Annotated in this window: 24 protein-coding genes; 14 read left to right on the top strand and 10 right to left on the bottom strand. The window is 72.0% G+C overall.

All coding sequences use genetic code 11. From position 1 onward, the window contains the following. Positions 1-8 precede the first annotated feature (8 nt). Complete coding sequence (locus Sdi02f_RS28985) at positions 9-509, bottom strand: hypothetical protein (RefSeq protein ID WP_167458273.1); 501 nt, start codon at positions 507-509, stop codon at positions 9-11. Positions 510-616: 107 nt separating this feature from the next. Continuing rightward, on the bottom strand, positions 617-1,555 hold the full coding sequence (gene miaA, locus Sdi02f_RS28980; protein WP_108934294.1) for a tRNA (adenosine(37)-N6)-dimethylallyltransferase MiaA: 939 nt from the start codon (positions 1,553-1,555) through the stop codon (positions 617-619). 182 nt (positions 1,556-1,737) lie between these two features. Here miaA and Sdi02f_RS28975 point away from each other — a divergent pair, with 182 nt between their 5' ends. Continuing rightward, positions 1,738-2,016: a hypothetical protein gene (locus tag Sdi02f_RS28975; RefSeq protein WP_030402628.1), complete on the top strand. Its 279-nt coding sequence runs from the start codon at positions 1,738-1,740 to the stop codon at positions 2,014-2,016. 24 nt (positions 2,017-2,040) lie between these two features. Next, positions 2,041-2,307: an antitoxin gene (locus tag Sdi02f_RS28970; RefSeq protein ID WP_108934293.1), complete on the top strand. Its 267-nt coding sequence runs from the start codon at positions 2,041-2,043 to the stop codon at positions 2,305-2,307. Positions 2,308-2,406: 99 nt separating this feature from the next. Here the strand turns inward: Sdi02f_RS28970 and Sdi02f_RS28965 are convergent, their stop codons facing one another. Genes Sdi02f_RS28965 through Sdi02f_RS28950 form a run of 4 tightly spaced genes read right to left on the bottom strand, consistent with a single transcriptional unit; the run spans position 2,407 to position 6,478 of the window. Further along, complete coding sequence (locus Sdi02f_RS28965; RefSeq protein ID WP_031082169.1) at positions 2,407-3,120, bottom strand: class III extradiol dioxygenase subunit B-like domain-containing protein; 714 nt, start codon at positions 3,118-3,120, stop codon at positions 2,407-2,409. A gap of 49 nt (positions 3,121-3,169) precedes the next feature. Beyond that, positions 3,170-4,687 (bottom strand): tRNA (N6-isopentenyl adenosine(37)-C2)-methylthiotransferase MiaB, encoded by a 1,518-nt coding sequence (miaB, locus tag Sdi02f_RS28960; RefSeq protein WP_031082171.1) that lies wholly within the window; start codon positions 4,685-4,687, stop codon positions 3,170-3,172. Between the two features lie 49 nt (positions 4,688-4,736). Beyond that, a complete protein-coding gene (locus Sdi02f_RS28955; protein WP_030402632.1) occupies positions 4,737-5,396 on the bottom strand; it encodes a response regulator in 660 nt (219 codons plus the stop codon). Beyond that, on the bottom strand, positions 5,396-6,478 hold the full coding sequence (locus Sdi02f_RS28950; protein ID WP_031082173.1) for a HAMP domain-containing sensor histidine kinase: 1,083 nt from the start codon (positions 6,476-6,478) through the stop codon (positions 5,396-5,398). Before Sdi02f_RS28950 ends, Sdi02f_RS28955 begins: the two co-directional genes overlap by 1 nt. 115 nt (positions 6,479-6,593) lie before the next feature. On the opposite strand from Sdi02f_RS28950, the gene Sdi02f_RS28945 reads away from it, so the two are divergent. The 3 genes from Sdi02f_RS28945 to Sdi02f_RS28935 all read left to right on the top strand — a co-directional run bounded on the left by Sdi02f_RS28945 (position 6,594) and on the right by Sdi02f_RS28935 (position 9,466). Next, positions 6,594-7,079: a cation:proton antiporter regulatory subunit gene (locus tag Sdi02f_RS28945; protein WP_030402634.1), complete on the top strand. Its 486-nt coding sequence runs from the start codon at positions 6,594-6,596 to the stop codon at positions 7,077-7,079. Positions 7,080-7,083: 4 nt separating this feature from the next. Next, a complete protein-coding gene (locus Sdi02f_RS28940; RefSeq protein WP_030402635.1) occupies positions 7,084-8,316 on the top strand; it encodes a cation:proton antiporter in 1,233 nt (410 codons plus the stop codon). A 154-nt stretch (positions 8,317-8,470) separates the two neighbouring features. After that, a complete protein-coding gene (locus Sdi02f_RS28935) occupies positions 8,471-9,466 on the top strand; it encodes a TAXI family TRAP transporter solute-binding subunit (protein ID WP_030402636.1) in 996 nt (331 codons plus the stop codon). Here the strand turns inward: Sdi02f_RS28935 and Sdi02f_RS28930 are convergent. Both Sdi02f_RS28930 and Sdi02f_RS28925 read right to left on the bottom strand, forming a co-directional pair. Continuing rightward, positions 9,463-10,887 carry a HAMP domain-containing sensor histidine kinase gene (locus Sdi02f_RS28930; RefSeq protein ID WP_030402637.1) on the bottom strand — a complete coding sequence of 475 codons (1,425 nt, stop codon included), beginning with the start codon at positions 10,885-10,887 and terminating at the stop codon, positions 9,463-9,465. The genes Sdi02f_RS28935 and Sdi02f_RS28930 overlap by 4 nt on opposite strands. After that, the gene (locus Sdi02f_RS28925) at positions 10,884-11,582 is read right to left on the bottom strand and encodes a response regulator transcription factor (protein WP_030402638.1); all 699 of its coding nucleotides are present in this window, start codon (positions 11,580-11,582) and stop codon (positions 10,884-10,886) included. Before Sdi02f_RS28925 ends, Sdi02f_RS28930 begins: the two co-directional genes overlap by 4 nt. A gap of 312 nt (positions 11,583-11,894) precedes the next feature. Between Sdi02f_RS28925 and Sdi02f_RS28920 the strand changes: the two genes are divergently transcribed. From Sdi02f_RS28920 to Sdi02f_RS28890, 8 genes are all read left to right on the top strand, one after another. Then, complete coding sequence (locus tag Sdi02f_RS28920; RefSeq protein ID WP_030402639.1) at positions 11,895-12,671, top strand: amino acid ABC transporter ATP-binding protein; 777 nt, start codon at positions 11,895-11,897, stop codon at positions 12,669-12,671. A 123-nt stretch (positions 12,672-12,794) separates the two neighbouring features. After that, positions 12,795-13,631, top strand: a complete 837-nt coding sequence (locus tag Sdi02f_RS28915; protein WP_030402640.1) for a glutamate ABC transporter substrate-binding protein — start codon at positions 12,795-12,797, stop codon at positions 13,629-13,631. A gap of 84 nt (positions 13,632-13,715) precedes the next feature. Beyond that, positions 13,716-14,384, top strand: a complete 669-nt coding sequence (locus tag Sdi02f_RS28910; protein ID WP_030402641.1) for an amino acid ABC transporter permease — start codon at positions 13,716-13,718, stop codon at positions 14,382-14,384. Next, positions 14,381-15,268 (top strand): amino acid ABC transporter permease, encoded by an 888-nt coding sequence (locus Sdi02f_RS28905; protein WP_030402642.1) that lies wholly within the window; start codon positions 14,381-14,383, stop codon positions 15,266-15,268. The genes Sdi02f_RS28910 and Sdi02f_RS28905 overlap by 4 nt, the downstream gene beginning before the upstream one ends. Before the next feature lie 185 nt (positions 15,269-15,453). After that, on the top strand, positions 15,454-17,064 hold the full coding sequence (locus Sdi02f_RS28900; RefSeq protein ID WP_108934292.1) for an FAD-dependent monooxygenase: 1,611 nt from the start codon (positions 15,454-15,456) through the stop codon (positions 17,062-17,064). Between the two features lie 102 nt (positions 17,065-17,166). Next, a complete protein-coding gene (locus tag Sdi02f_RS36900) occupies positions 17,167-17,253 on the top strand; it encodes a putative leader peptide (RefSeq protein ID WP_313960178.1) in 87 nt (28 codons plus the stop codon). 79 nt (positions 17,254-17,332) lie between these two features. After that, entirely contained in the window at positions 17,333-17,866 is a 534-nt protein-coding gene (locus Sdi02f_RS28895; RefSeq protein ID WP_053664132.1) for a cupin domain-containing protein, read from the top strand. Next, positions 17,863-18,261, top strand: coding sequence for a rhodanese-like domain-containing protein (locus tag Sdi02f_RS28890; RefSeq protein ID WP_053637959.1), 399 nt, complete (start codon positions 17,863-17,865; stop codon positions 18,259-18,261). The genes Sdi02f_RS28895 and Sdi02f_RS28890 overlap by 4 nt, the downstream gene beginning before the upstream one ends. A gap of 119 nt (positions 18,262-18,380) precedes the next feature. On the opposite strand, the gene recX is transcribed toward Sdi02f_RS28890, so the two are convergent. Continuing rightward, positions 18,381-19,163 carry a recombination regulator RecX gene (gene recX, locus Sdi02f_RS28885; RefSeq protein WP_108934291.1) on the bottom strand — a complete coding sequence of 261 codons (783 nt, stop codon included), beginning with the start codon at positions 19,161-19,163 and terminating at the stop codon, positions 18,381-18,383. A gap of 3 nt (positions 19,164-19,166) precedes the next feature. Further along, positions 19,167-20,291 carry a recombinase RecA gene (gene recA, locus Sdi02f_RS28880; protein WP_030402647.1) on the bottom strand — a complete coding sequence of 375 codons (1,125 nt, stop codon included), beginning with the start codon at positions 20,289-20,291 and terminating at the stop codon, positions 19,167-19,169. 310 nt (positions 20,292-20,601) lie between these two features. Between recA and Sdi02f_RS28875 the strand changes: the two genes are divergently transcribed. After that, a complete protein-coding gene (locus tag Sdi02f_RS28875; protein WP_030402648.1) occupies positions 20,602-21,039 on the top strand; it encodes a VOC family protein in 438 nt (145 codons plus the stop codon).

The following is a 21,039-nucleotide window of genomic DNA, read 5'->3' as shown; positions in this document are numbered from 1 at the left end:
GGTCCGCGTCAGCCGCGCAGGCGGGCGACCCGCCACACGGCCAGGACGACGATCGCGGCGACCGCCAGGGCGTACACGAGGACGGTCCGCCAGTCGGCACGGCGCTCCGAATCCCGCTGGGGCAGCCCCGGCCAGGTGTAGCCGACCCGGCGGGCGGCCATCATGCCCCAGCCGGCCGCGCAGGAACAGATCAGCAGGCCCAGCATCGCGATCACGGCGCCGCTGTCGCCGAAGTCGAAGGCGAGCGGGAAGGCGAACATCAGGGAGCCGAGGGCGGCCAGGCACACGATGGGCGCGAGCTGCCAGATCCGCAGCCGTCGCTGGGGCCGCAGCTCGACCTCGACCTCGTCCCCGTACATCTCGCCCGGCCCGGGGCCGTCCGCCGCGACGCCCTCCGGCGACTCGTCGGGGCCGTCGGGGCTCAGGGCGCCGCCGTCCGGCTCCGGTCCGCCGCGGTCGGCGGCGTCGTGCTCGGTGCTCGGTGCGGTGTCACGAGGGCCGGCCTCCATCGCCACGCGCCCTCCCAACTAGGACTCACTCGGTCGATCGAAGCTCGATGATGGCACGGCGCCGAAGGCCCGGATGACGGCCGGGGCGTCCCGATGCCATCACGTGATCAGGCTGTAACCGGTCGTTCGACCAACGACAGGGCGAGCCGCGGAAGTTCCGTGCGGTCCGCCACACCTCCACTGAGCCAGTGCACCCGCGGGTCGCGCCTGAACCACGAGTCCTGACGGCGCGCGAAGCGCTTGGTGGCACGGACGGTCTCGGCGCGCGCCTCGTCCAGCGTGCACGCGCCGGCGAGCGCCGCGAGGACCTGCTGGTAGCCGAGCGCGCGCGACGCCGTACGCCCCTCGCGCAGCCCCTGCGCCTCCAGGGCCCGCACCTCGTCGACCAGACCGGCCTCCCACATCCGGTCGACGCGCAGGGCGATGCGTTCGTCCAGTTCCGGGCGCGCCACGTCGACGCCGATCTGCACGGTGTCGTAAACGGAGTCGTGGCCGGGGAGGTTGGCGGTGAAGGGCCTTCCGGTGATCTCGATCACTTCGAGGGCGCGCACGATCCGGCGGCCGTTGCTGGGCAGGATGGCCCGCCCCGCCTCCGGGTCGGCCGCGGCCAGGCGGGTGTGCAGCGTCCCCGGGCCGTGGCGTTCGAGCTCCTCCTCGAGCCGGGCCCTGACCTCGGGGTCGGTGCCGGGGAACTCCAGGTTGTCGACGGCCCCGCGGACGTAGAGGCCGGAACCGCCGACGAGGACCGGCCAGCGGCCCCGGGCGAGCAGCGCGTCGATCCGCTCCCGCGCGAGGCGCTGGTACTCGGCGACGGACGCCGTGGCCGTGACGTCCCAGACGTCCAGCAGGTGGTGCGGGACGCCGCCGCGCTCCTCGGGCGTCAGCTTGGCGGTGCCGATGTCCATCCCTCGGTAGAGCTGCATGGAGTCGGCGTTGACGACCTCGCCGCCGAGCCGCTCGGCCAGGAAGACGCCCAGATCGGACTTTCCGGCCGCGGTGGGTCCGACTACGGCGATGACGCGGGGGGCGGGGGGTGCGCTGCTCACCGGACCAGTCTCGCAAACCTCTCGGCCGGCCCTCGAACGAGTTACGTGACGGTCCGCGGCCGGGGTCGTTGCCCGTTGCGAGGTTCCCGCTCCCCGGACCACCGGGTCATGGCCCCGGCCACGCAAACGGACGCACCGGACGCCGCGGGATGTCGCCCGCACGAGTAACGTATGGAGTTGAGATGGGCGTTTTTGCACGGCTCTTCCGGAGGTCGAAGAGCACCGAGGAGGCGTCGGCCGGCGAGACGCGGACCGGGACCCCGGACACCGGGGGCGCGGCGGAGGCAGGAACGGCCGAGGCCCCGGAGCCGGGCGACGCCGGCCCCCGCGACACGGCGGAGGCCGGTGAGGCCACCGGGCCAGTCGCCGAGGGCGGCGACTCGGAGAGCGTCGGCATCCCCAAGCAGCAGTCGGCCGGGGAGGCCGTCGACAACGAGGCCGACAAGGGCGCCCGCACCTGACGGCCCCGTGAGGGAAGGCGAACCATGGGTCTCCTGGACAACTTGAAGGCCAGACTGGAACCGGCGAAGGGCAAGGTCTCCGACCTCGCCCAGCAGCACGGAGACAAGATCGACCGCGGCCTCGACAAGATGGCGCGGACCGTCGACGAGCGGACCAAGGGCAAGTACAGCGACCGAATCCGGACGGGCACGGGCAAGGCCAAGGGCGCCATGGAACGCCTGGCCCACAAGGACGACAAGGGCGGAGAGGAAAGCGGCGGGACGCCCGGCGGTCCCCCTCCGGCTTCCTGACCCCCCTTCCGGTACGTCGTCGGACGGCCCGGAGCCGGCTCGGTGGACCGGCTCCGGGCCGTCCGTGCACGCGTGCGCCCGCTTCGGCGGTGCCGTCCGCTACGACCAGGCGGCGGCGACGTACCCGACCCCGTACGGCGCGTCCTCGTACAGCAGCGTGCCGGCGAGGTCCGCGCCCTCGGCCGCGCCCGCCAGGACCTGCCAGGGTGCCCGTCCGGACACCTTGAGTTCGCGGGCCAGCGCCTGGTCCAGGGCCGCGAGGGCGGCCACGTCGGCCGTTCCCAGGGCGCGGCCCGCCTCCGCGTCGAAGGGCGCCGCCCGCTCGTCGAGGTAGCCCGGCGCCTTGAGCGTGCGGCACGCGCTGGCGTCGCCCAGCACCAGCAGCGCGGTCCGCCCGCTCCGGGCGGCGATGTCCCGGCCCACGGCGGCGCAGCGCTCGGCGGACAGCTCCTCCCCCACGCCGATGCCGTCGACCGGGGTGCCGGTCCACCCGGCCCGCCCGAGCAGCCAGGCGCCCACCGCCAGTCCGTGGGGCAGGTCCGGGCCGTGCGCGTCGCCGGTGTCGGCGCCCAGGTACACGTCCATGTCCACACCGAAGCCGCGGAAGGAGCCCCGCGCGCCCTGCGGATGGATCCCGGGCCCGGCGGTGTCCGCGGGGCCGACGACCACGAGCCGCTCGGGCCGGGACGCGGCGAGCACGCCCAGCGCGTCCGCGCACGCGGCACGTGCGGCGTCCAGCTCGGGCGCGGCGCCGGCGGCGACCTCCGGTACGAGGAGCGGCGGGCAGGGGCAGACGGCGGCGGCGACAAGCATGACCGGCAGCGTATCCCCGTGCCGCCGCCCCCGGTGGCACCCCCTGCGGTCAGTCGCAGCCGCAGCCGCTCGCCACGGCCGGCTGGGGCTCGGGGACGCCGATCTTCGGCAGGCCGAGCAGCACACCGGCGGGCTTGGCCTGCTCGGCCGTGTTCCGCTTCTCCCAGGCGTCGCCCGCGCGCGTGCGGCGCACGTCGAGCACCGCGCCCTCGGCGAGGAGGTGGTGCGGGGCGGCGTAGGTGATCTCGACCGTCACCACGTCGCCGGGGCGGACCTCCTGGTCCGGCTTGGTGAAGTGCACCAGGCGGTTGTCGGGGGCACGGCCGGACAGGCGGTGGGTGGCGCCGTCCTTGCGGCCCTCGCCCTCGGCGACCATCAGCTCCAGGGTGCGGCCGACCTGCTTCTTGTTCTCCTCCCAGGAGATCTCCTCCTGGAGGGCGACCAGGCGTTCGTAGCGCTCCTGGACGACCGCCTTGGGGATCTGGCCGTCCATCTCGGCGGCCGGGGTGCCGGGACGCTTGGAGTACTGGAAGGTGAATGCCTGGGCGAAGCGCGCCTCGCGCACCACGTGCAGGGTCTGCTGGAAGTCCTCCTCGGTCTCGCCGGGGAAGCCCACGATGATGTCCGTGGTGATCGCCGCGTGCGGGATGGCGGCGCGGACCTTCTCGATGATCCCCAGGTAGCGCTCCTGCCGGTAGGAGCGGCGCATCGCCTTGAGCACCGGGTCGGAGCCGGACTGGAGCGGCATGTGCAGCTGCGGCATCACGTTCGGCGTCTCGGCCATGGCGGCGATGACGTCGTCGGTGAAGTCGCGGGGGTGCGGGGAGGTGAAGCGGACGCGCTCCAGGCCGTCGATGTTCCCGCAGGCGCGCAGCAGCTTGCTGAACGCCTCGCGGTCGCCGATGTCGGAGCCGTAGGCGTTGACGTTCTGCCCGAGGAGGGTGATCTCGCTGACGCCCTCGGCGACCAGGGCCTCGACCTCGGCGAGGATGTCGCCGGGGCGGCGGTCCTTCTCCTTGCCGCGCAGCGCCGGGACGATGCAGAAGGTGCAGGTGTTGTTGCAGCCGACGGAGATGGAGACCCAGGCCGCGTAGGCGCTCTCGCGCCGGGTGGGCAGCGTGGACGGGAACGCCTCCAGGGACTCGGCGATCTCGACCTGCGCCTCCTCCTGCACGCGGGCGCGCTCGAGGAGCACCGGGAGCTTGCCGATGTTGTGGGTGCCGAAGACGACGTCCACCCAGGGGGCCCGCTTCACGATGGTGTCGCGGTCCTTCTGCGCCAGGCAGCCGCCGACCGCGATCTGCATGCCGGGGCGGCTCGCCTTCTTCGGGGCGAGGTGGCCGAGGTTGCCGTACAGCTTGTTGTCGGCGTTCTCCCGTACGGCGCAGGTGTTGAAGACGACGACGTCGGCGTCGCCGTCGGCGCCCTCGGGGGCGCGGACGTAACCGGCGTCCTCCAGCAGACCGGACAATCGCTCGGAGTCGTGGACGTTCATCTGGCACCCGTAGGTGCGTACTTCGTAGGTGCGTGTGCCGCCCGCTGACTGGCTCCGGTCGATGCTGCTCATGGCGACAAGGGTAGGCGGTCGCGGTGACACCGGGCGCCGGGTGTGCGGCTCAGGGCTCGATGAGCCCCGCGCGGATCGCGTACCGGGTCAGTTCCAGGCGGTCGCGCACTCCGAGCTTCTGCAGGAGGTTGGCGCGGTGGCGTTCGACGGTCTTGGCACTGATGAACAGGAGCTCGCCGATCTCCTTGGAGGTGTGGCCCTCGGCGACGAGCTTGAGGATCTCCTCCTCGCGTTCCGTGATCGGACGCTCGGGCAGTCCGCCGCCGCCCTGCATGCGGTCGAGGTAGGAGCGGACGAGGGCCCGTTCGGCGCCGGGGTAGATGAACGGCTCGTCGCGCACGGCGGCACGGCACGCCTCGACCAGGTCGCGGTCTGCGACGGACTTCAGGACGTATCCGCAGGCGCCCGCCTTGAGGGCCTCGAAGAAGTACTGCTCGTTGTCGTACATGGTCAGGATCAGGATGCGCAGCTCGGGCAGGCGGCGGGAGAGTTCGCGGGCCGCCTGGAGGCCGGTCATGCGGGGCATGGCGACGTCCAGGACGGCCAGGTCGACCTCGGTGGCCCGCGCGGCCGCGACCGCTTCGGCGCCGTCACCGGCCTCGGCGACCACCGTGAGATCGGGTTCGCCGTCCAGGATGAGGCGGACTCCGCGACGCACGAGGGTGTGGTCGTCGGCGAGCAGGACGCGGATCGGGGGCCGTGCTGGCATCAGGGGCTGTCTCCGGTTCGGTCTGCGGAACGGTCCCCGGGCGGCGCGGGAACGCGCAGGCGTACGTCGGTGCCCCCTCCGGGGGCGGTTTCGAGGTGGATGTCGGCACCTATCAGCAGGGCCCGCTCCCGCATCCCGCGGATGCCGGCGCCCTCGGCGGCCCTGCCGAGGCCGGTGCCGTTGTCGCGGACGAGCAGTTCGACACCCCCGCCCTCGGGCGGCGGCAGCGGGCGCAGGGTGAGTACGGCGCGGTCGGCGGCGGCGTGGCGGGCGGTGTTGGTCAGGCCCTCCTGGGCGACCCGGTAGAGCACGAGTTCCGCCTCCGGGGCGAGCGGGGGCAGGTCGCCGGGGATGTGGTGCTGGACGGTCAGCCCGTGGTGCGTGAACTCGGTGGCGAGCGAGCGCAGGGCGCTGGCCAGGCCGAGTTCCTCCAGGACGCCGGGGCGCAGCCGGCGGGCGATGCGGCGGATCTCGTCGAGGCCGGCCCGGGTGGCCTCCTGGGCGAGGGTCACCTCCTCGCGCAGTTCGCCGGGGACCCGGTCGGCGACGCGTTTGAGCTGGAGGAGGACGGCGGTGAGGGTCTGGCCCACCTCGTCGTGGAGCTCGCGGGCGATGCGGTGCCGTTCGCGTTCCTGGGCCTGCAGCGCGCGGCCCGCCCCGGCGGCGCGTTCGGCCTGGAGCCGGTCGAGCATCGTGTTGTACGTCTCGATCAGCTGCGCCGCCTCGGCCGGTCCGCCGACCTCGGGACGGGTGCCGGGTCCCAGCAGGTCGGCGGTGGTCATGGCCCGGCCCAGGCGGTGCAGCGGGGTGAGTCCGATGCGCAGCACGACCGCGTTGCCGGCGAGCAGGGCCGCGAGGCCGCCCAGCAGGACGAGGGCCTCCCCGGCCAGCACGGGGGTCGACACGGTGACCGGTCCCAGCAGCAGTGCGGTGGCGACGACCAGGCCGGCGGCGTTGAGCAGAAAGATCCGCCAGAACAGCGACACGTTCCTCTTTCCGCTCCTCCCGGCTTCGTCGCACGACACCCCCGCTGCCAGCTTCGCCGACCGCGACCGGCTGCGTACATCCGTCACGACACCCATATCGCCACGGTACGTGCGGATGGCAGCATGGCGAGGTCGCGCGCACGTCACCGACGTGCACGAAGCCCCGGCTGGAGACGCGGCAGGCAACGCAGGACGAATGAGGGGATAGCACGTGTCAGCTCCACGCCTGAGGGCCACGCCGCTCCCGGGTATCGGGGTCCAGTACGACCTGGTGACCCGCGAGCACCGCCACCTGTCGGTGGTGGCCCACCGCGACGGCACCCGCACGGTGAACGTGTACCGGACCGACGACCCCGACTCCTGCGCCCACTCCCTGCGGCTGACGGGGCCCGAGGCGGGTGCGCTGATAGACGCGCTGAAGCCGTCACACCACAGCGCGAGCCTGCTCTACACCACCGACCTGGGTCTGGTCGCCGAGCGGATCGAGGTGGCCGCGACCTCCCGGTGGAACGGGCGGCTGCTGGGTGACACCAAGATGCGGACCGACACGGGCGCCTCGATCGTGGCGGTGCTGCGGCGGGCCGAGGCGATTCCCTCGCCGGCGCCGGACTTCCGGCTCGTGGGTGGTGACACCTTGATCGTCATCGGCACCCGTGAGGGCGTCGACGCCGCCGCGGCGATCCTCGGGCAGGAGTGAGCCGGTGCACTCCGCGGTCCTTCTGATCGAGTTCGGTTCCATCATCCTGGGGCTCGGGCTGCTCGGCCGGTTCGCCGGCCGCTACCAGCTCTCCCCCATCCCGCTGTACCTGCTGGCCGGTCTGGCCTTCGGCGAGGGCGGCCTGCTGCCGCTCGGCGCGAGCGAGGAGTTCGTCGCGACCGGCGCCGAGATCGGCGTCATCCTCCTGCTGCTGATGCTGGGCCTGGAGTACACGGCCAGCGACCTGGTCACCAACCTCAAGTCCCACTACCCGGCGGGCCTCGTCGACTGCGCGTTCAACGCCGTGCCGGGCGCGGTGGCCGCGCTGCTGATGGGCTGGGGCCCCGTGGCCGCCGTCGTCCTCGCCGGCGTCACGTGGATCTCGTCGTCCGGTGTGATCGCGAAGGTCCTCGGCGACCTGGGACGGGTCGGCAACCGCGAGACGCCGGTGATCCTCAGTGTGCTGGTCCTGGAGGACCTGGCGATGGCGGTGTACCTGCCGATCGTCACGGCCCTGGTCGCCGGCGCCGGTCTGATGACCGGGAGCATCACCCTGGCGATCGCGCTGGGCGCGGCGGGCCTCGTGCTCTTCGTCGCGGTGCGCTACGGCAGGCTCATCTCCCGCTTCGTCTCCAGCGACGACCCCGAGAAGCTGCTCCTGGTGGTGCTGGGCCTGACGATCCTCGTCGCCGGTGTCGCGCAGCAGCTCCAGGTCTCGGCCGCGGTGGGCGCCTTCCTGGTGGGCATCGCGCTGTCCGGCGAGGTGGCGGAGGGCGCGCACACGCTGCTGAGCCCGCTGCGGGACCTGTTCGCGGCGGTCTTCTTCGTCTTCTTCGGGCTGCACACCGACCCGGCCAGCATTCCGCCGGTCCTGCTGCCCGCGCTGGCGCTCGCGCTGCTGACCGCCGTGACCAAGATCGCCACCGGGTACATCGCCGCACGGCGGGCCGGGATCTCCGTCAAGGGCCGCTGGCGGGCGGGCGGCGCGCTGGTGGCGCGCGGCGAGTTCTCCATCGTCATCGCGGGCCTCGCGGTCTCGGCCGGGATCGAGCCGTCGCTGGGCCCCCTGGCCACGGCGTACGTCCTCATCCTGGTCGTCCTCGGCCCCCTCACCGCGCGCTTCACCGAGCCGCTGGCGATGCGCCTCTTCCGGCGCCGCGACAACCCCGACCGTCCCGACGGCCCCGCCGAGGGGACGCCCCGGGCGGCGGAGGCGGAGGCCTCGGTGGGCGACTGACGCCGACGCGTCCCCGCGCCGTACGACGACCCCGGCACCGGTGTGCCGGGGTCGTCGCGTGCGGGGCCCGGGGGCGGCCCGGACCGGCGGGCGGGGCGGCGGGGTGTGAGCCCGGCCCTGTTCAGTGCGGGTGCGGGCTGGCAGGATCGCCCCCATGCCCACCCTGCTCTCCCGTATCGGCAGGCGCCGGGCCCTCCAGGGCTCGGTCGCCGGGGCCGTCGTGCTCGGGCTGCTGCTGTGGTGGCTGCTGCCGCTGGGCGAGAAGCCGCCGAGCGGGACGATCACGTTCAGCACGGGCACCCGCGCGGGCGTCTACCAGAAGTACGGCGAGCTGCTGCGCGCCGAGCTGCACAAGGACATGCCGGGCCTGGACGTGCGGCTGATGACCAGCGCGGGCTCGCAGGAGAACGTCGAGCGGGTGGGGTCCGGCGAGGCCGACTTCACGATCGCGGCGGCCGACGCGGTCGAGACGTACAAGCTGGCCGGCGGCCCGGGCGCCGACAAGCTGCGCGGGGTCACCCGGCTCTACGACGACTACGTGCAACTCGTCGTGCCGACGGGCTCGGACATCCGGTCGGTGGCCGATCTGCGCGGCAAGCGGGTGGCCATAGGGCTGCCCAACTCGGGGGTGCGGCTGATCGCCACCCGGCTGCTGCAGGCCGTGGGCATCGACCCGGAGACGGACATCACGCCCCGGGCGGACGGGATCGACACCGGGCCCGGACGCCTCGGCGACGAGCTGGACGCGTTCTTCTGGTCCGGCGGGGTGCCGACGGACGGGCTCAGGAGGATCGCGGAGAACTCCGCGTTCCGGTTCGTGCCGATCGGCGACGACCTGGTCACGAAGCTGCACGAGTCGGGCGGCGCGACCCGCTACTACCGCACCACCAACATGCCGGAGTCGGCCTACCCCACGGTCCAGAACGGCGCGGTGGTGCCGACGATGGCCGTGTCCAACCTGCTGGTGACCCGCGCGGACGTCGATCCGCGGCTCACCGAGTGGCTGACCCGGACCGTGCTGGACAGCCGCGACGGCATCGGTGCGCACGTGCACTCCGCGCAACTCGTCGACCTGCGCACCGCGATATACACCGACCCGCTGGAACTCCACGAGGGCGCCCGGCGCTACTACCGGTCGGTCAAGCCCTAGGCCCGCGGCTCCGCGGGTGCCGTGCCGGTCCTGGGGACGCGGACCGTGACTTCGAGGCCGTGCGGCTCGTGGTGGCCGAAGGAGATCGAGCCGTCGCCCGCCGCCAGCAGCGCCCGGCAGATGGACAGGCCCAGCCCGGACCCCTTGATGTTCTGGTGCCGCCCGCTGCGCCAGAAACGGTCCCCCACGCGCGCGAGCTCGTCGTCGGTGAGCCCGGGACCGTTGTCGGTGACGACGACGGTGGCGGCGCCCCCGGCGGAGGCGACCTCGACCCGGACGGTCTCGTCGGGGGGCGTGAACTTCACCGCGTTGTCGATGACCGCGTCCAGGGCGCTGGACAGGGCCACCGGGTCGGCCCAGCCCGTGGTCGGGGGGCAGTCGCCGACCAGCCGTACGCCCTTGGCCTCGGCCGTCGGCGCCCAGGCCGCCACCCGCTCGGCGGTCAGCGCGCCGACGTCGGTGAGCGCGAGGTCGGCCTGGGTGTGCTCGGCCAGGGCCAGGTCGAGCAGGTCGTCCAGGACCTGGGCCAGGCGCTTTCCCTCGGTCCGGACGGAGGCGATCTCCTCGTTTCCCTCGGGCAGCTCCAGGGCGAGCAGCTCGATGCGGAGCAGGAGCGCGGCGAGCGGGTTGCGCAGTTGGTGCGAGGCGTCGGCGACGAAGGCGCGCTGCTGCTCCAGCACGTTCTCCACGTGGTCCGCCATCTCGTTGAAGGACCCGGCCAGGCGTCTGAGCTCGGGCGGCCCCCCGGCCGGCGCGACCCGGGACTTGAGCCGCCCGGTGGCGATGTCGTGCGTGGTGGCGTCGAGCACCCGCACCGGTCTGAGCACCCAGCCGGTCAGCCGCAGGGCGGCGCCGACGGCGAGGAGCATCGCGGCGATCTCCCCGGCACCGATGACCAGCCAGCCGCGCAGGGTGCTCGAGCGCATCGAGTCGGTCGGCGACTCGGTGACCACGACCGCGACCACGTCTCCGTCCCGGATGACCGGCGAGGCCACCACCAGCCGGCCGTCCTGCCACGGCCACACCTGCTCGGGATCGTGGCTGCGGCGGCTGAGCAGCGCCTCGTCGAAGGAGTCGCGGACCTCGCCGTCCTGGGGCAGGAACCACGTCGTGGGCGCGTTGGCCATCGGGATGTGGTTGCGGTAGAAGACCCCCGCCTTGATGCCGTAGACCTCGTAGTAGCTGGTCAGCTCCGTCTGCAGGGTCTCCAGGCGCTCGTCCGTGTCCGTCCGGCGTGAGCCGCCCGAGCCGTCCTCGGTGACGAACTGGGCGAGCGCGGCGAAACGTGCCGTGTCGTCGATGCGGTCGATGACGACCTTCTGCTGCTCCGCGCGGGCGACGCTGACGCCGAGCGGCACACCGAGCGCGAGCAGTACGGCCGCCATCAGGACGATGAGCAGCGGCAGCAGGCGTGTGCTCACCCGGCCCCTCGGGCGGTGGGGGCGACGAGGCGGTAGCCGACGCCGCGGACGGTCTCGATCAGCGCGGGCATGTGCAGCTTGGAGCGCAGGGAGGCGACGTGCACCTCCAGGGTGCGCCCGGTCCCCTCCCAGCTGGTGCGCCAGACCTCGCTGATGATCTGCTCCCGGCGGAAGACCACACCGGGACGCTGGGCGAGCAGGGCGAGCAGGTCGAACTCCTTGCGGGTGAGCTGGACCACCGAGCCCTCCACGCTCACCTGGCGGGTCGGCAGCTCGATGCGGACCGCGCCGAGGCGGACCACCGTCTCGACGGCGCCCGTGGCCTCCTCGTGGGCGGTGCGCCGGCTGACGGCGTGGATCCGGGCGAGCAGTTCCCCGGTGTCGTACGGCTTGACCACGTAGTCGTCGGCGCCGAGGTTGAGGCCGTGGATGCGGGAGCGGACGTCGGAGCGTGCGGTGACCATGATGACCGGGGTGCTGGTGCGCTTGCGGATCTTGCCGCAGACCTCGTAGCCGTCCTGGTCGGGCAGGCCCAGGTCGAGCAGGACGACGCCGAAGCCGTCGACCTCGGGGACGAGCGCCTGGAGCGCCTCCTCGCCGCTGCGCGCGTGGGTGACGTCGAAGCCGTGCCGTGTCAGGATCGCGGACAGGGCGGCGGCCACGTGGTTGTCGTCCTCGACGAGCAGCAGTCTCATCCGGGCTCCCTTCGGTTCATCGGCCGTTCGCTCGGCGCGGGTAGGAATCAGGTGGGTTCGGGCGGGGCGGAACTGCGAGCACGCGCGCGTGCGTCCTGTGCAGTGACGCCGATGCAGGGGGGCGGAGTCAAGAGGCTGCCGGGTGCGGCCGCCCGAAGTTATCCGGCCGATATGCGCCCAGGTCACAAGTGCTACGACTCGTGTCCGATTGCTATCGGATCGTGATGCTCAGATCTCGCTCAGATGTAGAGACGTGACGTGTCCCGGGTCACTACTGTCCTGCGAAACCCAGGAGGACGGAGCCCGAGAGCGATGACCGAAGTATCGGTGGCCAAGGAAGACAAGGCTGCGACCGGCGATCTGGTCGTCCTGGACAGTGTCAACAAGCACTTCGGCGCGTTGCACGTGCTCCAGGACATCGACCTGACCATTCACCGCGGCGAGGTCGTCGTGGTCATCGGACCCTCGGGGTCCGGCAAGTCCACTCTGTGCCGCACCATCAACCGTCTGGAGACCATCGACGCCGGTTCGATCACGATCGACGGCAAGCCGCTGCCCGCCGAGGGCAAGGAGCTGGCCCGGCTGCGGGCCGACGTCGGCATGGTCTTCCAGTCGTTCAACCTCTTCGCGCACAAGACGGTGCTCGAGAACGTGACCCTGGGCCAGGTCAAGGTCCGCAAGGTCGACGCCAAGAAGGCCGAGGAGAAGGCCCGCGCCCTGCTCGACCGGGTCGGCGTGGGGGCCCAGGCGGACAAGTACCCGGCGCAGCTCTCCGGCGGTCAGCAGCAGCGTGTGGCCATCGCGCGTGCGCTGGCCATGGACCCGAAGGTCATGCTCTTCGACGAGCCGACGTCGGCCCTCGACCCCGAGATGATCAACGAGGTCCTCGAGGTCATGAAGCAGCTCGCCGAGGACGGCATGACCATGATCGTGGTCACGCACGAGATGGGCTTCGCCCGCTCGGCGGCCAACCGCGTGGTGTTCATGGCGGACGGCCGCATCGTCGAGGAGGCCGCGCCGGACCAGTTCTTCAGCAACCCGCGCAGCGACCGTGCCAAGGACTTCCTGTCGAAGATCCTGCACCACTGATTTCCCGGGGCGGTCCGCAGTCCCGCGTCGCCCGCCGTGGCGGCCCGCGCCGACGGCCGCATCTGATCGCCTGATCCTCTGATCGTCCGATCACAGCTCGATCACAGCCAAAGGATGTTCACCATGAAGCTTCGCAAGGTCTCCGCCGCCTCGGCCGCCGTGCTCGCCCTCGCCCTGACCGCCACCGCGTGCGGCGGCGACGACAAGGACAGCGGTTCGTCCGGCGGCGACAGCAAGAAGATCACCATCGGCATCAAGTTCGACCAGCCCGGCCTCGGCCAGAAGACCCCGGACGGCTACGCGGGCTTCGACGTGGACATCGCCACGTACGTCGCGAAGAAGCTCGGCTACACCGAGGACCAGATCGAGTGGAAGGAGTCGAAGAGCGCCGACCGCGAGACCATGCTGCAGCGCGGTGACGTCGACTTCATCGCCGCCACGTACTCGATCACCCCGCAGCGCCAGGAGAAGGTCGACTTCGCCGGCCCCTACCTGCTCGCCCACCAGGACGTGCTGATCCGCGCCGACGACGACAAGATCAAGTCGCCGGAGGACCTGAACAACGCCAAGCTCTGCTCGGTCACCGGCTCGACCTCGGCGCAGAACATCAAGGACAAGCTGGCCCCCAAGGCCCAGCTCCAGCCGTACCCGACGTACTCGGCCTGCCTGCCCGGCCTGCAGAACGGCGCCATCGACGCGCTGACCACCGACGACTCGATCCTCGCCGGTTACGCCTCCCAGTCGCAGTTCAAGGGCAAGTTCAAGCTCGGCGGCTTCAAGCTGACGAACGAGAACTACGGCATCGGCGTCAAGAAGGGCAGCGACCTCAAGGACAAGATCAACAAGGCCCTTGAGGAGATGGTCGCGGACAAGTCCTGGGACAAGGCCGTCAAGGACAACTTCGGCCCGGCCAACTACAACAACGAGCCGGCGCCCAAGATCGGCGACATCAAGAGCTGAGGCCGGGCCTGACGAGGTGCGCCGCCCCACCGCAGGGGCGGCGCACCGGGGCGGGCATCCCTACACCCGGAAGCGCGGGAGATCGTGTTCGACTTTCTTCAGGATTACGACCTGGCGGGTGCCGTCTGGACGACAGTGCAGCTCGCTGTGCTCTCGGCCGTCGGTTCCCTGATCTGGGGCACCATGCTGGCCGCCATGCGGGTCGGCCCGGTTCCGTTGATGCGCGCTTTCGGAACCGCGTATGTGAACATCGTGCGGAACATCCCGCTGACCGTGATCATCCTGTTCGCGTCGCTGGGACTGAGCCAGACGCTGGGGGTCACCCTCGGCGGAGGCAACGACTTCGAGACGATCAACTTCCGCCTCGCGGTCCTCGGCCTGATCCTCTACACGTCGTCGTTCGTGTGCGAGGCGCTGCGCTCCGGCATCAACACGGTGCCGGTCGGCCAGGCGGAGGCCGCCCGGGCCCTCGGCCTGAGCTTCGGCCAGGTGCTCCGGCTGGTGGTGCTGCCGCAGGCGTTCCGCTCGTCCGTCGTTCCGCTGGCGAACGTGCTGATCGCGCTGATCAAGAACACCACGGTCGCCGCGGCCATCGGTGTGGCGGAAACGGCGCTGCTGATGAAGGAGATGATCGAGAACGAGGCGCAGCTGCTGCTCATCTCCGCCGTCATCGCTCTCGTGTTCGTGGTGTTGACGCTGCCGACCGGCCTGATCCTGGGCTGGGTGGGCAAGAAGGTGGCGGTGAAGCGATGAGTTCCGTTCTCTACGACGCCCAGGGCCCGCGTGCCAAGCGGCGCAACGTCCTCTTCACGGTCGTCTTCCTGGTCGCCCTCGCCGCCCTGCTGTGGTGGGTGATCAGCACCCTCAACGACAAGGGCCAGCTGGAGTGGGCCCTGTGGAAGCCGTTCTTCACCGGCACCGAGGCGTGGTCCACGTACATCTGGCCGGGGTTGCAGAACACGCTGAAGGCCGCGGTCCTCGCCGTGGTCATCGCCCTGCCCCTCGGCGCGGCGCTGGGCATCGCCCGGCTCTCCGACCACCAGTGGGTCCGGGTGCCGGCCGCGATCGTGGTCGAGTTCTTCCGTTCCATCCCCGTGCTGGTCCTGATGATCTTCGGTCTGGCGCTGTTCGCGGAGTACACCGACGTCAGCTCGGACGACCGGCCGCTCTACGCCGTCGTCACCGGCCTGGTGCTGTACAACGCCTCGGTCCTCGCCGAGATCGTCCGCTCCGGCATCCTGTCCCTGCCCAAGGGCCAGGCGGAGGGCGCGATGGCGATCGGCCTGCGCAAGGGCCAGGTCATGCGGCTGATCCTGCTGCCGCAGGCGGTCACGGCGATGCTGCCGGCCATCGTCAGCCAGCTCGTCGTGATCCTCAAGGACACCGCGCTCGGCGGCGCGATCCTCACCTTCCCCGAGCTGCTCGCCTCGGCCAACACGATGAGCGGCTACTACGGCGCCAACGTCATCGCCAGCTACACCGTGGTCGCCGTGATCTACATCGCGCTCAACTTCGCCCTCACGAGCTTCGCGAGCTGGCTGGAGCGCCGGCTGCGGCGGGCGAAGAAGTCGACCGGTGCGGTGCTGAGCGCGGACGACGTGGAGACCGCCGACGCCGGAACCGTGGGCAAGATCTGACGCATCCGACCCACAGTCATCTCGTATGACCGTCAACGGAGGCCGTGGCATGATCGCCACGGCCTCCGTCGCTTGACGCAAGCAGCGGCAATGGGTTGCATACGTTCTGTGACCGTGCACCCTGCTCCAATGTCCTGTTCACCCACGTCCCCCGGGACACCGTCACGGGCAGGGGGCGCCGCACCGTGGACCCGGTGATCATCACCGGAGCGGGGCCCGTCGGGCTCACGCTCGCCCTGGCGCTGGCGCGGCAGGAGGTGCCCTGTGTCGTCCTCGACGAGGGCCCGGGCAAGGACGAACCGCGCCCCGCGCGCACCGTCGTCCTGCGCGAGGAGGCCGTCGCGCTCGTCGAGCGGCTGACCGGCACACCGCTGACGGGGCTGGGGTCGCGTTGGGCCGGATGGCGGTCGATGCGGCGCAAGCAGGTGACACGCGAGGTCGTGTTCGGCGACGCCGAACCGGCTCCCCTGCACATCGCCCAGCACGAGCTGACCGGTGTCCTGCGCACGGCGCTCGCCCGTGAACGGCTGGTCAAGGTCGCCGTGGACAGCCGGCTGGACGGCATCGAGCAGGAGAAGTCCGGTGTCACGGCCCACACCCGTGGCCCCGCCGGCACCTGGTGGCGCGGCAGTTACCTGGTCGGCTGCGACGGCCCCCGCTCCACCGTCCGCAAACTCCAGGACATCCGCTTCCCCGGCCGTACGGCGGTGGAACGATACGCCGTAGCCGCCCTGCGCACCGAACTCCCGTGGACCGACGAGGCGCTGCTCCACCGCATGCCGCCGTGGCGGACGACGGGGCCGTCGGCCGGCGAGGTGGTCGGCCGCCCGCTGCCGGACGGTGTGTGGCGCCTGGACTGGCTGCTGCCGCCCGGCAAGGACCTGGTCACACCGGAACTCCTCGTGAACCGGGTCCGCGAGACCCTCACCGGCTGGGCCGACGGCGCGACTCCGGCCTACGAACTCCTCGACACCGGCGTCCACACGGTCCACCACCGGCTCGCGCGCCGCTGGCGGGTGGGCCGCGTGCTGCTCGCCGGGGACGCGGCCCATCTGCTGGGCGCGCTCGGCACCCAGGGCCTGGAGGAGGGGCTGCTGGACGCCGACAACCTCGCCTGGAAACTGGCCCTGGTCTGGCACCACGGCCCGCGCGAGGCGCTGCTCGACAGCTACCAGACGGAGCGTCGGGCGGCGGTCTCCGCGCGGCTGCGCGCCGCCGACCAGGTGCTTCCCCTGCTCCGTGGCGGCGGCGGACTGCGCTCCTACGTCCCCGGCGCGGCCCGTGGCAACGACGCGCTGCTGGCGGACGGTCACCTCGGGCGCGGGACGCTGGGCGCGCCGGGGCCGTACGCCGGCTCGCCGCTGGCGCCCGAGGGCCTCGCCGGCGAGGTGTCCGTCGGCACGGCGCCCGGGACGCCCGTCACCGACGTGCGGGTCACGGCGGAGGACGGCACCTTCGTACGACTGCGCGACCGGCTGGGCCGCGGGGCGCTGCTGGTGGTGCTGATCGCGCCGGGCACGGGGGTGTGGGAACGCAAGCACTGGGTAACGGCCGGGGTCATGCCCCGGCTGGCGGCGGCGGTGACGGCGCTGCCCCACCACGCCGAGCTGCTGGTCGCCGAGAGCTATCCGGGGGCGGCGGCGCACACCGTGCTGCTGGTGCGGCCCGACGGTCACCTGGTCACGGCGCTGAACGGGGTGCGCCCTGCCGACCTCTACGCGGCCGCGGAGAGCGCGCTGGGCGGGACCGCCACGGAGGCCGAGGAGGGGGCGGGGGCCGCGGCCGGGTCCCGCTGAGCGGGCCGTCGCCCCCGCCTCCGGTCACGGGGCGGGGTCGCGCACTGTCCGCATGGTGACGCTGAGTTGACCGGCCCGTACCGTCGTGGTCTACTCCGGATCGTGACCGACACCTGTGTGCGCCTGTGGCGGAGGGTCCATATGGACCTCGTCCGCTATGCGGGCTGCGTGTGTCGTCCGTCCTGCTGACTCGCCTCCCCCTCTTCGCGCCCGCCGCAGCTCCTGTCTGCCGCCGCGCGTTCCCTCGCGAACTCCCAGGACGGTACCCGTGTCCCTCCCCTCCCTTTCCCCTGCCTCCGCTTCCACGGCCGCCCCGACGCAGGCCGCACTCCTCGACTTCGTCCGGCGTGCGGCGGCCGACGCCGAGCTGATCGCCTCCCTGCCGCTCGACCCCGAGGGCCGCACGTGGGTGCGGCTGGCCGGGCCCGGCGGCAGTGAGGCCTGGCTGATCGGCTGGCCGCCCGGCACCGGCACCGGCTGGCACGACCACGCCGACTCCGTGGGCGCCTTTGTCACGGCCGCGGGCGAGCTCAAGGAGAACGCGCTCGCCGCCCGCCTGCCCACCGACGGCTGGAAGACCCTCGAACTCAGCGACGGCGTGGACCGGGAACGCCGGCTGGGCACCGGTCAGGGCCGCGCCTTCGGCCGGCACCACGTGCACGAGGTCCTCAACGAGTCGTCCGACCGCCACGCGGTCTCCGTGCACGCCTACTACCCGCCGCTGCCCCGGATCCGCCGCTACAGCCGCACCGGCCAGACCCTGCGTCTGGAGCAGGTCGAGCGCCCGCAGGACTGGCAGTGAGCGGGCCCACCGGAATCGACGCCCTGCTGGAGCGTGTGCGCTCCGGATACCGGCGGATCGCACCGGACGAGGCGTACGACGCCGCCGAGGCCGGTACGGCACTGCTCGTCGACATCCGGTACGCGGCCCTGCGCGAGCGGGACGGCGTGATCCCCGGCGCCCTCGTGATCGAGCGCAACGAGCTGGAGTGGCGGCTGGATCCGCAGGGCAGCCACCGCCTCCCGGAGGCCACGGACCACGACGTGCGGGTGGTCGTGGTGTGCGACGAGGGCTACGCCTCGAGTCTGGCGGCGGAGTCCCTGCACCGGCTGGGTCTGCACCGGGCCACCGATCTGATCGGCGGCTTCCAGGCCTGGCGCGCGGCGGGCCTGCCGGTGGCCGCCGGCCTTCCATAGCCCGCGGGACACGTCGGCCTGCGCTCTCTTGCCGGCCCTGCCGGAACCGGCCCGGCAGTCCGGCCGCGGGGTGCGCCCGAGTCGGGCGGGTCGCGGGGGGGGAAGCGTCGGCCGACGGCTCAGAACCCCTCGTCGCCGAGGTACTCCGTGTCCTCGCCCTCCTCCTCCAGCGCCTGGCGGACCACCCGCAGGGCCATGCCCTCGGGGTAGCCTTTGCGGGCCAGCATGCCCGCGAGACGGCGCAGTCTCTTGTCGCGGTCGAGGCCCCGGGTGGCCCGCAGCTTGCGGTCGACCAGGTCGCGTGCGGTCTCCTCCTCCTGCTCGGAGTCGAGCTGGGACACGGCCGCGTCGATGAGCGTGCCGTCGACGCCCTTGGTGCGCAGTTCCCGGGCGAGAGCGCGTCTGGCCAGCCCGCGGCCGTGGTGCCGGGACTCCACCCAGGCCTCCGCGAAGGCGCCGTCGTTGATCAGGCCGACCTCTTCGAACCGGGACAGCACCTCCTCCGCAGCCTCGTCGGGGATCTCCCGCTTGCGCAGGGCGTCGGCCAGTTGTCTGCGGGTGCGCGGGGTCCCGGTGAGCAGGCGCAGGCAGATCGCCCGTGCCTGCTCGACCGGGTCCCGCGGAGGTTCCCCCTTCTCGGCCCTCGACGAGGAAGTGGCACCTCCGTCCTCGGCGGACGGCTCCGCACGCTCGCGCCGCCGGCGGCCGCGTGTGCCGCCCGTCCCACGGCCCCGTCCGACTGCGCGGCGCGCCCCGCCGTCACCGTGGCGCACCTCGTCGTCCTCGCGGACGCCCGTGGCGAAGGGGCCCGTCTCGTACGGGGCCGCAGCCGCCCCGTACGCGCCGTCGTCCGGTCCGGCGGAGCCGTCGGTGTACTCGGCCCAGTCGGTTCGTCGGGTCACGGGTCAGCTCTTGGCTGCCGCGGCCTTGGACTTGGTGGCCTTGGCGGCCGTGGGCGCGGGCACCGCCGGGGCGGCGTCGGCCGGGGCGGCGGGGGCGGCGTCCGTGCCGGTCTCGGTGGCCGGCTCCTCGGGACGCACGCCGACGCCCAGCTTCTCCTTGATCTTCTTCTCGATCTCGTTGGCCAGGTCGGGGTTGTCCTTCAGGAAGTTGCGCGCGTTCTCCTTGCCCTGGCCGAGCTGGTCGCCCTCGTACGTGTACCAGGCGCCGGCCTTGCGGACGAAGCCGTGCTCCACGCCCATGTCGATCAGGCCGCCCTCACGGCTGATGCCCTGGCCGTAGAGGATGTCGAACTCGGCCTGCTTGAAGGGCGGCGCGACCTTGTTCTTGACGACCTTGCAGCGGGTGCGGTTGCCGACCGCCTCCGTGCCGTCCTTCAGCGTCTCGATGCGGCGGATGTCGATGCGCACCGAGGCGTAGAACTTCAGCGCCCGGCCACCGGTCGTGGTCTCCGGGGAGCCGAACATCACGCCGATCTTCTCGCGGAGCTGGTTGATGAAGATCGCGGTGGTCTTGGACTGGTTGAGCGCGCTGGTGATCTTCCGCAGGGCCTGGCTCATCAGCCGGGCCTGCAGACCGACGTGGCTGTCGCCCATCTCGCCCTCGATCTCCGCGCGCGGGACGAGCGCGGCGACGGAGTCGATGACGATGAGGTCGAGGGCGCCGGAGCGGACCAGCATGTCCACGATCTCCAGGGCCTGCTCGCCATTGTCCGGCTGGGAGAGGATCAGGTTGTCGATGTCGACGCCGAGCTTCTTGGCGTACTCGGGGTCGAGGGCGTGCTCGGCGTCCACGAACGCGACCTGGCCGCCGGCCTTCTGCGCGTTCGCCACGGCGTGCAGGGTCAGGGTCGTCTTGCCCGAGGACTCGGGGCCGTAGATCTCCACGACCCGGCCGCGCGGGATGCCGCCGACACCGAGGGCCACGTCGAGCGCGGTCGAACCGGTCGAGATGACCTCGATGGGCTCCCTCGACCGTTCGCCCATGCGCATGACCGCGCCCTTGCCGAACTGCCGTTCAATCTGTGCGAGCGCGGCGTCCAGGGCCTTCTCGCGGTCGGTTCCTGCCATGGGTTCCACCCGGTTTGCTTGATTCGATCGCTTCACGTCAAAGACGCTAATGCCTGCCACTGACAATGGGCCCCGATGCGGGTCCGGCCTGTGGATAACCCAGGTGCATATCCACCCGAAACCACTCGAATTACCCGTCGCGTGCCCTGCCGGAGCCTCCATGAGAATGGATGTTCGATTTTTGTGTCAAGCGACCACGCGGCACCTCCGAGCGTACTTGCCCGTGCCGCCGAGCCATGGGCGCGCGCCTTCGGTTCCGCGTCCGGCCGGCGGTGCGGCGTACAGTCCGTTCCCCGACTCAGGAGGGCTCATGGCGGCCACGTGGAGCTTGACGATCGACTGCGCGCACCCGGCGGACCTGGCGGCCTTCTGGGCGCTGGCGCTGGGCTACGCGGAGAAGCCCGCCCCCGCGGGGTTCGGGAGCTGGGAGGAGTGGTTCTCGCACCACGAGGTTCCGCGGGACGAGTGGGACGACGGGGCGTACCTGTCGGATCCCGACGGCGCGGGCCCCGCTCTGTCCTTCTTGAAGGTTCCGGAGCCGAAGCTGGTGAAGAACCGGCTGCACCTCGATGTGCACGTCGGCGGCGGCCGTGAAACACCGTGGGAGGTCCGCTGGCCGCGCGTGGCCGAGGCGGTGGAGCGGTTGACCGCCGCGGGCGCGACCGTGGTCCGCGAGGAGCGGTTGCGGGGCAGACCGGATCACGTGGTGATGGCGGACCCGGAGGGCAACGAGTTCTGTCTGGTCTGA

The organism is Streptomyces ardesiacus (assembly GCF_003112575.1).
GTDB lineage: Bacteria > Actinomycetota > Actinomycetes > Streptomycetales > Streptomycetaceae > Streptomyces > Streptomyces ardesiacus.
Note: the sequence above shows the minus strand (reverse complement) of the source record. Positions and strands in the feature narration are given on the sequence as shown.